Source organism: Paracnuella aquatica (assembly GCF_003332885.2).
GTDB lineage: Bacteria > Bacteroidota > Bacteroidia > Chitinophagales > Chitinophagaceae > Flavisolibacter > Flavisolibacter aquaticus.
On the sequence record NZ_QOWJ01000012.1, the window covers coordinates 15,835 to 29,499 of the forward strand.

The 13,665-nt window shown below is 49.4% G+C and carries 13 protein-coding genes; 9 read left to right on the forward strand and 4 right to left on the reverse strand.

Features of this window, described 5'->3' with window-relative positions:
- Window positions 1-19: 19 nt before the first annotated feature.
- From DRJ53_RS15515 to DRJ53_RS15530, 4 genes are read left to right on the forward strand one after another with little or no spacing between them, the layout of a single operon-like run.
- Entirely contained in the window at window positions 20-1,183 is a 1,164-nt protein-coding gene (locus DRJ53_RS15515) for a glycosyltransferase family 4 protein (protein WP_162303894.1), read from the forward strand.
- A complete protein-coding gene (locus DRJ53_RS15520) occupies window positions 1,161-3,539 on the forward strand; it encodes a DUF4838 domain-containing protein (RefSeq protein ID WP_162303895.1) in 2,379 nt (792 codons plus the stop codon). Before DRJ53_RS15515 ends, DRJ53_RS15520 begins: the two co-directional genes overlap by 23 nt.
- Complete coding sequence (locus DRJ53_RS15525) at window positions 3,529-4,770, forward strand: glycosyltransferase (RefSeq protein WP_114236581.1); 1,242 nt, start codon at window positions 3,529-3,531, stop codon at window positions 4,768-4,770. Before DRJ53_RS15520 ends, DRJ53_RS15525 begins: the two co-directional genes overlap by 11 nt.
- Window positions 4,763-5,857: a glycosyltransferase gene (locus DRJ53_RS15530; RefSeq protein ID WP_162303896.1), complete on the forward strand. Its 1,095-nt coding sequence runs from the start codon at window positions 4,763-4,765 to the stop codon at window positions 5,855-5,857. Before DRJ53_RS15525 ends, DRJ53_RS15530 begins: the two co-directional genes overlap by 8 nt.
- On the opposite strand, the gene DRJ53_RS15535 is transcribed toward DRJ53_RS15530, so the two are convergent.
- Both DRJ53_RS15535 and DRJ53_RS15540 read right to left on the reverse strand, forming a co-directional pair.
- Entirely contained in the window at window positions 5,811-7,181 is a 1,371-nt protein-coding gene (locus tag DRJ53_RS15535) for a hypothetical protein (RefSeq protein ID WP_114236583.1), read from the reverse strand. The two genes, DRJ53_RS15530 and DRJ53_RS15535, sit on opposite strands and share 47 nt — an antisense overlap.
- Window positions 7,182-7,353: 172 nt before the next feature.
- Entirely contained in the window at window positions 7,354-8,013 is a 660-nt protein-coding gene (locus DRJ53_RS15540; RefSeq protein WP_114236584.1) for a response regulator transcription factor, read from the reverse strand.
- Window positions 8,014-8,260: 247 nt separating this feature from the next.
- Here DRJ53_RS15540 and DRJ53_RS15545 point away from each other — a divergent pair, with 247 nt between their 5' ends.
- Window positions 8,261-8,464 carry a hypothetical protein gene (locus DRJ53_RS15545; RefSeq protein ID WP_114236585.1) on the forward strand — a complete coding sequence of 68 codons (204 nt, stop codon included), beginning with the start codon at window positions 8,261-8,263 and terminating at the stop codon, window positions 8,462-8,464.
- 181 nt (window positions 8,465-8,645) lie between these two features.
- Here the strand turns inward: DRJ53_RS15545 and DRJ53_RS15550 are convergent, their stop codons facing one another.
- Window positions 8,646-8,849, reverse strand: a complete 204-nt coding sequence (locus DRJ53_RS15550) for a hypothetical protein (RefSeq protein ID WP_123893618.1) — start codon at window positions 8,847-8,849, stop codon at window positions 8,646-8,648.
- A gap of 153 nt (window positions 8,850-9,002) precedes the next feature.
- Window positions 9,003-9,758 (reverse strand): hypothetical protein, encoded by a 756-nt coding sequence (locus tag DRJ53_RS15555; protein WP_114236669.1) that lies wholly within the window; start codon window positions 9,756-9,758, stop codon window positions 9,003-9,005.
- A 453-nt stretch (window positions 9,759-10,211) separates the two neighbouring features.
- Between DRJ53_RS15555 and DRJ53_RS15560 the strand changes: the two genes are divergently transcribed.
- From DRJ53_RS15560 to DRJ53_RS15575, 4 genes are all read left to right on the forward strand, one after another.
- Window positions 10,212-11,450, forward strand: a complete 1,239-nt coding sequence (locus DRJ53_RS15560) for a glycosyltransferase (RefSeq protein WP_114236587.1) — start codon at window positions 10,212-10,214, stop codon at window positions 11,448-11,450.
- On the forward strand, window positions 11,408-12,142 hold the full coding sequence (locus DRJ53_RS15565; RefSeq protein ID WP_114236588.1) for a tyrosine-protein phosphatase: 735 nt from the start codon (window positions 11,408-11,410) through the stop codon (window positions 12,140-12,142). Before DRJ53_RS15560 ends, DRJ53_RS15565 begins: the two co-directional genes overlap by 43 nt.
- Before the next feature lie 98 nt (window positions 12,143-12,240).
- On the forward strand, window positions 12,241-12,594 hold the full coding sequence (locus DRJ53_RS15570; protein ID WP_114236589.1) for a four helix bundle protein: 354 nt from the start codon (window positions 12,241-12,243) through the stop codon (window positions 12,592-12,594).
- A gap of 127 nt (window positions 12,595-12,721) precedes the next feature.
- Window positions 12,722-13,588 carry a MerR family transcriptional regulator gene (locus DRJ53_RS15575; RefSeq protein WP_114236590.1) on the forward strand — a complete coding sequence of 289 codons (867 nt, stop codon included), beginning with the start codon at window positions 12,722-12,724 and terminating at the stop codon, window positions 13,586-13,588.
- The last annotated feature ends 77 nt before the right edge of the window (window positions 13,589-13,665 follow it).

A 13,665-nucleotide genomic window follows, 5' to 3' on the forward strand; every position in this document is an offset into this window, starting at 1 on the left:
AGGAGATTTAATTAAGATGATGACCCCTTCTGTTCTTTTCCTCATACCCAGTTTAAATTATGGTGGCGCGGAAATTTTGTTGTTGCAACAAATAAACTGGCTACACAAGAACGGATGGCATGTTAGCCTGGCGATACTGTCTGCTAGCAACGACGCAGGATTGATGAACCAGTTGCCGTTACCGGCAGACCATTTGCTTGTATTGGGAGGAACCCATTCTGTGCTCAACTTCAAAGCCCTGTCGTTTGGGTTGCAGCAGCACCACAGGATTTCTTCATTTGCCCGGAAACATTCAGCCGAAAGTATAGTGGCTCATTTACCGCTGGCTCATTTTTATGGCCGGTTGGTGAAGCTTCGCAATCCTGGTATCAAATTGCTGGTGTACCATCATTCCATGCAGTATCAGGCCAGTCCACTGAACTCTTATCCCAAGAAGCTTTTCAATTTGCTGCAAAAGGCGCTGGCTACCCGCGCAGATGATCTTACCGTTTGTGTTTCGGAAGCCGTTGAAGCGAATATCAGGGAAAACTTTGTTGTAAAGAGCCCTGTTGTTCTGTACAATGCGGTTACCTTCAACAAAATTGCCGCATCGGACACATCAGGACCTGCTGCTGATTCACAGGGCATTCACTTACTGATACCAGGCAGGTTGCACCCGGCAAAGGGGCACCTGTTTTTTTTAAAGATTTTCGAACAGCTGGTTGGCAGATTTGCATTTCGTTTGACACTGGAGATAGCGGGAGGTGGCAACTTGGAAAGCGAGTTGCGCTTGTTTGTTGCGCAGCACCAACTAAGCGAAATAGTTACCATTACCGGCAACCTGACCAACAACCAAATGCTTGACCGGATCTGTAGGGCCGATTTCATTGTAGTTCCGTCTTTGTCTGAAGGTTTGGGGATTGTAGCAATTGAAGCGCTGATGCTGGGTAAAACCGTGGTGGCCTCCGATGCAGGCGGCTTGGGCGAGGTTGTCAGGGACGGTGTTAACGGATACCTATTTTCTGCCGGCGACCCTACCAACTGCTTAAACCAAATGACGAAAATACTCTCCCAGTTCCCGGGCAGTTTGCTCGATCCGGACCTGCTGCGCAATGACTATGAGCGCCGCTTTTCATTTGAAGCTTATATCCGGTCGTTCACCGAGCTGCTCAACAACAAATATGAACATCATCACGCGCCTTAGTATCCTCGGGCTGATTTTAATAACGCTGCAACTCCGCGCAAAAGCCCAGGATGACCGCAATCTTGCACGCTTTAAAACGGTATTGCAAAAGGAGCTCGGCAAGGCAGGTGTTTCAGTTCCCCCTGCGTCCATTAAATTTCATTTGATCAGGAAGGGCGAAAAGAGCGACTTTGGACTTGCAGCCGCAACTGCTGATGCATTTCATCTCTCCGCCACACAACAAACAATTTCCGTCTGGAGTAAATCGGAGGCGGGTATCCAAGCGGGTATTTACTGGTACCTGAACCGCCTGGGCTTCCGCTATTATTTCCCCGGGGCGGCCTGGCATTATATCCCGAAGCTGCAGTCGGGTTACAGGGAAGTGCAGCATACCGGAACACCATCGTTTGAAAGCAGGCGGATCTGGTATGCCTATGGTACGGGATCAAAGCTGGCTGATGCCGATTTTAAATTTTGGGAAGCCGCCAACCTGCTGGGGGGGGCGGTGGTGAATGCCGGACATTCCTACGAGGCTATCGTTTCGCGTAACAAAGGGGTTTTTTTAAGCCACCCCGAGTTTTTTGCCCAGAAGGTTGAAAAGGGTGCAATACCCAAAAACCCGAAGTTCGATGTAAGCAACGAGCAACTGGTACAGCTGGTCATAAAAGATGCGCTTGAACAGGTGTCAGCATACCAAGTCAGAACAGGCAGTCTTCCAGTATCCATATCAATGGATCCTTCAGATGGCGGAGGCTTTGCGACAAGTGAAGCCGCGTTGAAAATCGGAGGTCCCTCAGCGCAAACTTATTATTTGGCCAACCGTGTTGCAAGAGCTGTTGGCCAACGCTATCCGGGTGTGCAGGTTGGCCTGTATGCTTATAACCAACATGCGGCCCCCCCGGCGTTTCCGGTGGAGCCCAATATTATCGTGCTCGTGGCAACGGCGATGAATCAATCTGCTTACCGTACAGACGAGCTTATCCAGCTTTGGCGTAAGAAAGGGGTAAAGGTGGGTATACGGGATTATTACGGCGTGATGGCGTGGGATTGGGACATGCCAGGCAAGCCCGCAGGCGGCAAAATGAACTATGTAAGCCAGTTGCGTAAATACCACGGGGAAGGCATCCGAATTTTTTCTGCGGAAACAAATATCGGTTGGGTCAGCCGCGGGCTTGGTCATTATGTTGCTGCATCGCTGTTGTGGGATATCAATGTAGACACCGCTACGATCATCAGAGAATTTTACCGGAACATGTTCGGGAAAGCTGCTGCTACGATGGCATCGGTTTTCAATTCCTGGCAGCACTACAGCGAGGCGGTGCCAAAAGAGGGAGACCTGTACCAATGGAGCCGCCTGGTTCAGCAGGCGGCCGGAGAAGATAAAGACGCATTAGTGCAGGAACGCATCCGGCAGGTGCAGCAATACCTGGTTTACGTTCATCTTTTCTCCAAATGGAGAAAGGAGGATTCGGAGGCAAATCTGGTTCGGCTGCTCAATTATGCGTACCGGGTCCAGGACCAGGGGAACATCGCAAGCTACCCGCTGTTTCGGCGACTGGCTTCCGGGGCCGTTGCCGGCAAGCCACATTTGCGGTTCAGTAACCCGAATGCTACGTGGAAACAACCGACGGGTGCATTGAGCATTTCCGAAACCGAGCAGCTTTATGCCAACATGCTCAGGGATCTTGATCGTAGTGCCGTAACCGTCAATACACTTTTGCCCAATGCCCTCAAACGTATCCCGGCCAATAAGATGAACGCCGCAGTTTTTGCCGGCAATTCGCTGCCTGTAAAATTACGCGGCGGACACCTGGTTGTGGTGCAGGTATTTGACCGGACAGCATCGCTACAATTGACACAAGGTTTGATCAAAGTGAAGGAATACAAAACACTCCAGCTTAAAGTCTACCCCTTCCAATCTGATCTTAGTATTACCGGCAGCAGGCCGCTGATCGAACAAAAAATACTTCCGGGTACGCAAACAACTGTATCGTTGGCTTCGCTTCCAACAGGAACCTACCTACTACATATTGACGATGCCAGGGATGGTTTTAAACTATCATTCGCCGGAGGAGTTGCATATGGCATTGTAGCCGGCGCTCCCCGCAAAGCGTGGACTTTCGGGCGAAATACACTGGTTTTCGAGGTTAAGGACATTACTTCCTTTTCCATTCAGAACGAAGGTGCCGTGACGCTCAAAAGCCCTACGGGCAGGATCATTGACCTGCAGCAGCAAAAAGGTAAAGTCAGTATCTCCGTTGGACCAGGCGAGCAAGGCCTATGGCAACTTTTAAAACAAAGTGGCAAGTTTTCATTACAGGGCGTGCTTCCTTTAATTGCTGCCGACAAAGATTTCATTATACGACATGAAGAGTGATTTGAAGACCGTGCTCTATTTATCCTATACGGGTATGACCGACCCGTTGGGGCAGTCGCAAGTACTTGCTTACCTGGCTGCTTTAGGTAAGCAGGGAAGCTACCGCTTTGTTATTGTAAGCTTTGAAAAACCGGAAGCCTACCAGCGGCTCAGGGCCACGATCGAAGGCCTGTGTGCGCAAGCCGGTATTGAATGGCATCCATTAACCTACACCGTTAAGCCGCCCGTTGTCTCTACGTTTCGTGATGTGATTCGGATGCGGCGGAAGTCGGTAGAATTGATGGCCCGGCACTCCTTTTCCCTAGTTCACTGCCGCAGTTATATACCTTCACTCACCGGCCTGTACCTGAAGAAAAAGTTCGGTATCCCGTTTTTGTTTGACATGCGGGGGTTTTGGGCCGATGAGCGCCTAGACGGAAATATCTGGCGCCTGTCCAATCCGCTGTACAGGATCATATACCAGTATTTTAAAAAGAAAGAGAAACAGTTTTTGTTGAATGCTAATCATATTGTTAGCCTTACACGAAATGCCCGTGATGTGATCTGGTCCTGGACATTAGCGACTGCACCTCTACCGATCACGGTAATTCCCTGTTGTGTGGACATGGCCCTGTTCAACCCTCAAAATGTTTCGGCGGGTATGCAGGCACAGGCGCGACATGCACTAGGTATTCCACAGGGGGCGAACGTCATATCTTATGTAGGCTCATTAGGTACCTGGTATATGCTCCCCGAAATGATGGCATTTGTAAAACAATACTTTGATGCTTTCCCCGGCGCTTATTTTATGATCCTGACAGGTGAGCCGGAGCAAATGGTACACGATGCTGCCCAACAAAATGGTGTGGATATACAGCGAATCAGGATCAAAAAAGTACCACGGGCTGAAATGCCCATCTATATATCATTGAGCACCCTGAGCATTTTTTTTATAAAGCCTGCTTTTTCTAAAAAAGCCTCATCTCCGGTAAAGCAGGGTGAGTTAATGGCAATGGGTATACCGATTGTTTGCAATGATTCGGTAGGCGATACCGGGGAAATAATTGAAGCTTACAAAGCAGGAGTCGTACTGGATTCTTTTACGCCCCATGCGTACGCCCATGCGGTAGCTCAATTAAAAGAAAACCAATTTAATAAACACCAGATTATTCTGGGCGCTCGGCAAGAATATTCGTTGGAGCATGGTGTAAACTCCTATGCTTCGGTGTACCAAAAAATCCTGCATGACTAAAATCCGGCGGATTCATTTTTTACTAATATACCCGAAAGGCACAGCTCCTAGCCAGCGGTTCAGGTTTGAGCAGTTTCTTCCAATATTGAGACGGAATCAATTTAATTGCTCCACAAGCTGTTTTTATGATGAGGATACATTTAAAAAGTTGTATCAGGCCAATGGGAAACTGATACTTGCGTTGCGCTTGGTTTGGTGTTTCTTAAGGCGTTGTGCACATATGTTTACACTGGCTAAATATGACTGTATCCTCATTCAACGGGGGGCTGCTCCATTCGGTCCGCCTATATTTGAATGGGTGATCAGGTATATCTTGCGAAAGCCTATTATTTATGACTTTGACGATGCTATTTGGCGGCAGCCGGAAGGCTACAATTCCATCTTAAAGCGTTTTGTAAAAGCGCACTACAAAGTGGCGCTGATCTGTAAATGGGCCCATACGGTAGTAGTAGGCAATAGTTACCTGGCAGCGTATGCCGCACAATTCAATAAGCGGGTGGTGCTGATTCCAACGGTTGTTGATACCGAGCATATGTTTATACCAGCAAAAGATGAAGCGGATTGTGTCGACAATTCACCAATCGTTATTGGGTGGACTGGCTCCCATACAACATTGCCTTACCTTGAATCTTTAGAGCCGGTATTAGAACAATTGGCTAACACAAACCAATTCTCATTAATGGTCATGGCCAATAAGCCGCCAAATTTTAAAAAACTGCCCTGTCAGTTCATTCCTTGGACAGAAGAAGCAGAAGTCGCCCAGTTGCAAAGAATAGATATAGGTATTATGCCTTTGCCTGATGATGAATGGACCAAAGGTAAATGTGGATTTAAAGCAATTCAGTATATGGCCGTCGGAAAGCCCGCGGTGGCTTCTTCGGTTGGGGTGAACGCAGAAATTATTGATGATGGCGTCAACGGTTTTTTATGTGCCAGCCATGAAGACTGGTTTAAAGCGCTCAGCTACTTATTGAACCATCCCGAAACAGCGAAAAGTATGGGAGCGGCCGCTAGGGAAAAAATGGTGCAAAATTATTCACTTAAGAAGGCTGGATCCGAGTGGGTGTCTGCATTGGCGGCCGTCTGACTAGGCGGTTTTTCCGGGCAAGATTTTGAGTTTTGGGTACTGCTATTGAATGAATAAGTACCAGTCCAATCAGGTAGAAAGGAACACAGGGCGCTTTGTAACGCACCAGGGCCCCAAAATTATAGGATGTGAACCCTACCGCAAAGCCAAAGACCAGAGCAAACGAAAAACAAAAGAGAACTTCTTTTATAGCAAAAACGTTCTTAAAAAAGTTAGTGAATCCACTCTTGCGGATAACCTGTATGGTAAACAGCAGGATGGCAAGGCTCTCCAAGGCCGATAATAACATGACCGGGTTGGACACTTCCCAAACATAAGGCCGGAAAAAAGTGACATTAATAGCCAATGGCGCTTTCGCAAGTATAGCGCTTGGGCTGCTGTAGTCCATATCGCCCAACGTATAACCCGAGCCGGTCCGGTTCGCTCCCCCTCTACCTGCAACAGAAATCCGTTCATGGTATCCTTGGTAAGTCTGTGCGGTTTCCGCCAGGTTTTCTAAGGAGTATCGTTCAAAGGCCGCTCCGATCTGGTTCATCATTAGAACCGCAATTCCTCCCATAATTACTGTGGCAACCGGCATCACCAATACTTTGGCAGTCGTGCTTTTCAGGTTGGCTTTAAGGCTCAGCAAGGCATAAAACGCAATGGCTAGGAGCATAGCAATAGCGATATAAGCTTTTAAATATACCAGCACATAAAATCCTGAAAGGAGCAGTACGATGGATAATATTTTCTGTTTGTTGATAAGAAAGACATTTTGAACGGCGTAAACGATGATGCCAACAAACAACATACACAGGCTGTCTTTCATGATACCCGAACTCCAAAACACCACCCCAGGAATAAATAGGGTAACAATAGCTAATGGCTTGTGCAATTTTGGGTAAAGGCGGTAGAATGACAAAAAAAGCAACCACAGCCCAATAAAAGACAGAGCGGCAAATAGTAACGTACAGGCCCAGAAAGAATTAAATGAAAAAAGGTTGATAACAGCCGTGAAACGCTTGGTAAAGAGGGTGGCTTCCGAGCCTCCAAGTAAAAGATAGTTATCCCATAAAGCAACAAATCGGCGTCCTTCTGAGAAGAAGGCCTTATAAAAAGCAGAAGCCCCCCTGAAATACATTTGGGTATCACCGCCTCCGTAATAATACACATACACCCACGCAAAACCCAACCCGCATGCCAGCTTTAGTAAAAGGCCCTTTACAAAATATCCCTGTATAGCAAGGGGCAGTTTGCGCGAAAAGCGATATCCTATTGCTATAAGGAGCAACAGGTAAAGCAGTATAAGTATAAAATCAACCCCGGTTAGATAATTATTCATGACTAGGGGCACAAAATTACGCGGTTAAAGGATAGTAGGCGGACACCTTTTAAATGGGGCCAATTAATGGGGGAAACAACAAGCGTGTGTGTTCAAGAAAGTTGGAGATGATGGTACGACAGGTAATGCTTAAAGATACCTCGTCTAGCTGCTCAAGCGTACTGCGATAGGGCTATACTGGTACAAAGCCGTTTTGAACGGCATACAACACCAACCCGGCTGCATTCCTGGCCCCCGTTTTTGCCAGCAGGCTTTTTCGGTGGGTGTTCACCGTGCCAGGTGTCAGCTTCAGTGCACTACAGATGTCTTTAGTGGTAAATCCTTGGCAAATAAGTGCCAGTACCTGTTGTTCTTTCGGTGTGAACACGGGGGAAAGGGCAGGGGCCTGTTCCTGCTGTTTCCGTGCGGTCCGCAAAGCGCGGGATAAGGCCAGGTTGATCTCCGGGCAATAACAATGGCCGCCGGCGCATACCACCCTGATGGTGTGCAGCAGCTCGGGCAGTGGCGCACAGAGGGGCACAAATCCCTCGGCCCCGGCTGCAATCGCAGAAAGAATGATTTGTTCGGGCTGGTGCGCACCAAAAAGCACCACGCCTGTTTGGGGATGGGCCGCTTTGATGGTATGGGTCAGGGAAGCATAATCTGGATAATCCAACAGCGGCACGGTCAGGACCACATGAGGCGCATACTGTTCAAGCAAAAGATGCAGGCTGCTCCCGGTTGGGGCAGTGCCGGCTACTTGTATATCGGGTTGCTGTGCTAACAGCATGGATAAGGCCTGCGTAAGAATGGGCGAAGTCCCTGAAATAACAACAACATGTAAGGGATGCATAGGGCAGCAGTTAGGATTAGAGAAAGGGCACGATAAGCGGAAACCGTGTAAACGGGATTTGGTGGATATAAGCTACGCAAAAGGGGGCAGGAGCGCAATAGGAAATGCCCGGACCGGGCTGGGGTATTTTTACGGGTGGCAAAGATCAATAATAAGGATTGACAAAATGCGCCGGTCTTGGCAATTTTAAGGAACAGATGGGTTGAAAAATAGCTAACCCATTGTCTAACTGCTAAATGAGAAAAATATGGTTACCCTGCCTACCCGCGTCACCATTTACGTGAAAGACGTCACCAACATCACCGGCCGCAGCGAACGCACCGGCCGCAAGCTACTGGCACTGATCCGCAAAGCCAACGGCAAACCGCCCCACGCCTTCGTAACGGTTGAAGAGTTTTGCGCCTTTACCGGCATCCGCGAAGAAGCGGTCCGGCCATTCCTGCAATACTAAACAAGGGGAGCACTTTTGCTGTAGCTGCCAATTTGTTGGTCACCTGCCATGGGCAACAGCCAGGAACATAAACCCTAAAAAGCAGGGCTGTGGATTGGGTGCATAAATGCAAAAGAGGCCATTACTGGCCTCTTTTTAGTGTCCGCCGGCTAACACAGCATGAACCGGCATCATTGAACGGCTATACCTTGTCGGATGCATTTTTACACAATCGGCGCACCAGCCGCTGCAGCGCAAACGAAACGGCAAAACTCACCGCAGCACCCACACCCGCAAGAACAGCGGTTTTGATCAACTCGCCGCTGCTCAGTTGCAGCAGCAACACCAGCAGGGTGCCTCCGGCCGTGCCTGCCCTTGTATTTCCAGGTATTACAGAAAGGTCCATGATTGTTGTTTTTTTAAGGTAAAAAATAGAGCGGAACAATTTCGATAGATAAATTGGAAAAGAGGGGCCGGCCGAATCTCATATACACCCTTCAATCTATCATCCAACTAACTCCCCCTGCTCCCAACTGCCAACTATCAACTGCCACCTCCCTCACACTCCGCTTACCCGCACAATCGCCAGCGCATTAAAGGCACCGTTCTTCAAGGAGTAGGAATTGCCGTTCACTTGCTGGAAAAAAGAAATGCCCAGCACCAGCATCAGCGGGTGGGTACTGTTGGCCGCCACGCTAAACTGCAGGGAAATTGCGGTGGTAGGCGTGCCGCTCAGCGGCAGCAGGGCCGATGCATCTGTATCGGTGCTGAATTGCTCGTGTTCAAAATCCAGCGAACCGCCCCCGGCAAGGATCCGGAAATGCGTGGCCTCCGCCGGTGCCGCGATCTGCTCCATCGGCACAAAAGGGGGAATGGCAATGGCCAGCGCCCCGGTAGGCCGGTTGATCGTTCCAGTAAAGGGCGCAAAAAAAGTCTGCCCCAGCTTACCGGCTTCATTGAACTCAAAGTTTTCCAGCAGTTCCAGTTCGCCATCCAGCACATTGCGCTGGCCCCGGGGGCTGGTGGCATCGGCTTTTACCACCCGCATCATGGTTTGCAGCATCCGGCTCACCATCCTGCTGTCTGCAGCATGTTGCAGCAAGGGCCGGAATGCGGTGCGCAGCAGCTTGCCTGCTTTGCCCGCCCGGCCAAATTCGGCCTGGTTCTCCCGGGTGCGTTCAAATGCGGGGTCGCTGGCCATCCGTTCGGCAGAGATGCCGCCCTTCTCCCGGATCATATAACCGTCTTTCGATTTATAAAAGGTCACATCGCCAAGCGTGCCTTCTACTTTAAAAATGCCTTTTTGCTTTGCCATAAAATTTGTTTTAAAAAGTGTTAAGTAATAGGGCAACAAAAAGTGCAATGGGTAAATGGCGCCTTCTGTATTACCGTGGATGCACTGTATTGATTGCCGGTAATACAAGAATAATATTTGCGGTTGGCGGCGCAAACGGAGCCATCCGGTTCTGCCGCTAAAGGCTGTTTTCCAGGCGGGTATGCCACTTTTGTGGTTAGGTAAATGATCGATACCGTTATAGCTTATAGGTGCCGCTTTTGCCACCGCACTGTACGCACCGTTTCATTAGATCATACCTGCCATATGGATGGCAAATAGATACTAAATACATAGTAGATCACGCCTCCCCATCATCTCCCAACTCTCAACTCCCAACTCTCAACTCCCATCTATCATCTACCATCTGTCATCCATCATCTCTTCTTCCTTATCTTTGCACCCAATTTTCCGGATTAAACTTTTAACCCATACATGCCCCGAGTCCTGCGCATACTGAATCGCCTTGCTGTTGGCGGACCGGTTTTGAACGCTACCTACCTCACCAGGTACCTGGCACCCGAGTTCGAAACCCTGCTGGTGGTAGGTGAGCGGGAAAACCACGAGCAAAGCGCAGAATACCTCACCGAAAAACTGGGCATTGGCTACCATACCATTCCGGGCATGGGGCGGTCCATTAGTCCAACATCGGATTTTGGCGCGTACCGCCAGTTAAAAAAGCTGATCAGGGACTTTAAACCCGATATTGTACACACCCATGCGGCAAAGCCTGGCGCTTTGGGGCGACTGGCAGCATCAGCGTTAAATGTGCCGGTGATTGTACACACTTTTCACGGCCATGTGTTTCATTCGTATTTCAACTCGCTGAAGACCAATTTTTACATCAATACGGAGCGGTACTTGGCGCGTCGTACCGACGCCATCATTACCATTTCCGATCAGCAGAAACGCGAACTGGTGGAGGACTTCGCCATTGCACCGGCCAATAAATTTCACCTCATCCGCCTGGGGCTCGACCTCGAAAGGTTTGAAGTAGGGCAGGAGGAAAAACGCCGCAAATTCCGCAGTGAGTTTGGCGTGGCCGACGATGAAATAGCCATCGGCATCATTGGCCGGCTGGTGCCCATCAAAAACCACGACCTGTTCATCAATGCGCTGGCACATGTGTTGGGCAATACCGGCCGGAAAGTGAAAGCCTTCATTATTGGCGACGGCGAAACCCGCAGCCGGTTGGAAAGCCTGGCCACAGAGCGGGGCATCCTTTTTTCCCAGCATACCGACAGTTCCCACCCGCATCCCCTAGTGTTTACGTCCTGGCGTAAGGATGTGGACGCCATCATGGCTGGCCTCGACATTGTCACCCTCACCTCGTTCAACGAGGGTACGCCGGTAAGCCTCATCGAGGCGCAGGCGGCCAGCAAACCCATCGTGTCTACCCGGGTAGGCGGAATTGGCGATATCGTGCTGGAAGGGAAAACCGCCCTGCTTTCCGACATCAACGACGATCCCTCTTTTTATAATAACCTGCTGAGTTTGGTGAATAATGATAACTTGCGCCAGCGCTTGGGCTACGAAGGCGCAGATTTTGTGCGGGAACGCTTTGGATACCAGCGGCTGATGCACGAAATGTCCGGGCTATATCATAAACTGCTGGATAAAAAAAGGAGCGCATGTTTTTCTGGAGAAAAAAGAGTGCAGAAATCCCTGATCTGAGTTGGCTGGCTGCCGACATGCATGCACACCTGCTGCCGGGCATCGACGATGGTGCTCCGGATATCGAAACTTCTGTTGAAATGATCCGCGGCCTGGCCGCACTGGGCTACCAAAAACTCATTGCCACGCCTCATATCCTGGGCGACATTTATCCAAACACCCCCGACATTATACGCGGCAAACTGGCCGAAGTTCGCATTGCTTTACAGGATGCCGGAATCAACGTTGCGCTTGATGCCGCCGCTGAATATTTTATCGACGATCATTTTGAAGACCTGCTGCGCGAAAAAGCACCGTTGCTGACACTAAAGGATAATTATGTGCTAGTGGAGTTTTCGATGGTGACGGCACCTTATGAGCTGCAGCAAGTATTTTTTGAAATGCAGATCCAGGACTACCAGCCCGTGCTGGCCCACCCCGAACGCTATATTTACCTCGACCGCCGCCGCGAAATATTTGATACCGTTAAGGATGCAGGCTGCCTGTTTCAACTCAATATGTTGTCGCTCACTGGCCACTACGGCCGCTCTGTAAAAGAACTGGCTGAGTATCTTTTGGAAAAAGGATACTATAATTTCTTGGGCACCGACCTGCACCACCCCCGCCACCTGGCCCTGCTGCAAAAGCTGGCCACTTCCCCAACATTACACGCCTTTCGCGATTATCCCCTTCTGAACAAGAACCTGCTTTGATTTCGGAATGCGGATTTCGGAACCCTTGACTTGTTAGCGTTTCTTTTGTTCTTTTAAGGTTCGCCTAAGATTGGCTAGGCTAATCGGCCCCTTTTTCTATGAATAAAAAAGAAATACAAGAAAGGCTGAAAAAATATGCTATTGACATTGTTCATTTTTCCGAGGGATTACCTGCCAACTCTGGGTTTAACACTGTAGTAAATCAAATAATCCGCTCGGCTCCTTCTGCTGCGGCCAATTACCGTGCTGCCTGCCGGGCTAAATCAGTAGCCGACTACATCCATAAAATGCATATTGTTGAAGAAGAGCTGGACGAAACGATGTTTTGGCTGGAGTTCACTGTTGGCTTGTCTGAAGCACTCAGGCCTAAAGTTGCCCATTTATGGAAGGAAGGCGATGAATTACTTGCCATCACAGTTGCATCCATTATCACCGCTAAAAAGCATAGATAATCACTTCGCCCACAACCTGCTTCTACATGTTGAAGCAGCAACTTATTGCAGTCAAGGGTTCCGAAATCCGAAATCCGCATTCCGAAATTTCTCAACCTTTTCTTTACCTTGTTTGTAGTGAATAGCGATGGGGTTTTCAATAAAAGAACTGGAAACGATTTCGGGCATCAAGGCCCACACGATCAGGATTTGGGAGCAGCGCTACCACTTCCTGAAACCGTCGCGTACCGCCACTAACATCCGTACCTACTCGAACGACGAACTGAAAACGTTGCTCACCGTAGCCCTGCTCAACCGCTATGGCTACAAAATTTCCCGCATCGACGAGATGCCGCCCGAAAAGCGCAGGGAAGCCATCATGGGCATCAACAGTCCCGAGGCGGCAGGCGAATTTTTGGTGAACGAGTTGATCGGCTGTATGGTGGACCTGCGTTCGCTGGATTTTGAACTGATCCTCAACAGCCATATCCGGGAGCATGGCCTAGAGAAAACAATCACTTCGCTGATCTTCCAGTTTTTGGAAAAAGTGGGCATCCTGTGGCAAACCGACCGCATCAACCCGGCGCAGGAGCACATTGTGTCCAACATCATCCGGCAGAAAATTATTTGCGGCATCGAGTACCTGCCCATGCCGTTCCGCACCGGCCCTGAGTTTCTGCTGTTTTTGCCCGAAGGCGAATTTCACGAAATGGGGCTGCTGTTTGTTTATTACCTACTTAAAAAGCGCGGCCTGCCGGTGGTGTACCTGGGCGCCAACGTGCCCCTGAAAGACCTGGGTTACGTGGTGGAAATAAAACAGCCGCAATTCATTTACCTGCACTTAACCACCGCACCTTCTAACACTCGCTTTGAGCGGCTGTTGCAGCAGTTAGGACAATACAACGCACAATCGCTGATCTCTGGCTTTGTGGCTTCCCGTGCCTATTCGCCCATTCCCAACGTCCGGTTTTTACAATCGCTGCCTGAAGTAGTGCAAACGATCGAAACACTGTAGCACATTTTTAATAATCCCTTTTCGGTTGCACAGCTGCGTTATGTGGCTTGCTTACCTAATGCGTTGGCATTTAAGCC

Excerpts from the sequence above, each read along its gene's own strand:
- DRJ53_RS15515 (WP_162303894.1), top strand. The coding sequence starts at position 20 with ATGACCCCTTCTGTTCTTTTCCTCATACCCAGTTTAAATTATGGTGGC.
- DRJ53_RS15520 (WP_162303895.1), top strand. The coding sequence starts at position 1,161 with ATGAACATCATCACGCGCCTTAGTATCCTCGGGCTGATTTTAATAACG.
- DRJ53_RS15525 (WP_114236581.1), top strand. The coding sequence starts at position 3,529 with ATGAAGAGTGATTTGAAGACCGTGCTCTATTTATCCTATACGGGTATG.
- DRJ53_RS15530 (WP_162303896.1), top strand. The coding sequence starts at position 4,763 with ATGACTAAAATCCGGCGGATTCATTTTTTACTAATATACCCGAAAGGC.
- DRJ53_RS15535 (WP_114236583.1), bottom strand. The coding sequence starts at position 7,181 with ATGAATAATTATCTAACCGGGGTTGATTTTATACTTATACTGCTTTAC.
- DRJ53_RS15540 (WP_114236584.1), bottom strand. The coding sequence starts at position 8,013 with ATGCATCCCTTACATGTTGTTGTTATTTCAGGGACTTCGCCCATTCTT.
- DRJ53_RS15545 (WP_114236585.1), top strand. The coding sequence starts at position 8,261 with ATGGTTACCCTGCCTACCCGCGTCACCATTTACGTGAAAGACGTCACC.
- DRJ53_RS15550 (WP_123893618.1), bottom strand. The coding sequence starts at position 8,849 with ATGGACCTTTCTGTAATACCTGGAAATACAAGGGCAGGCACGGCCGGA.
- DRJ53_RS15555 (WP_114236669.1), bottom strand. The coding sequence starts at position 9,758 with ATGGCAAAGCAAAAAGGCATTTTTAAAGTAGAAGGCACGCTTGGCGAT.
- DRJ53_RS15560 (WP_114236587.1), top strand. The coding sequence starts at position 10,212 with ATGCCCCGAGTCCTGCGCATACTGAATCGCCTTGCTGTTGGCGGACCG.
- DRJ53_RS15565 (WP_114236588.1), top strand. The coding sequence starts at position 11,408 with ATGTTTTTCTGGAGAAAAAAGAGTGCAGAAATCCCTGATCTGAGTTGG.
- DRJ53_RS15570 (WP_114236589.1), top strand. The coding sequence starts at position 12,241 with ATGAATAAAAAAGAAATACAAGAAAGGCTGAAAAAATATGCTATTGAC.
- DRJ53_RS15575 (WP_114236590.1), top strand. The coding sequence starts at position 12,722 with ATGGGGTTTTCAATAAAAGAACTGGAAACGATTTCGGGCATCAAGGCC.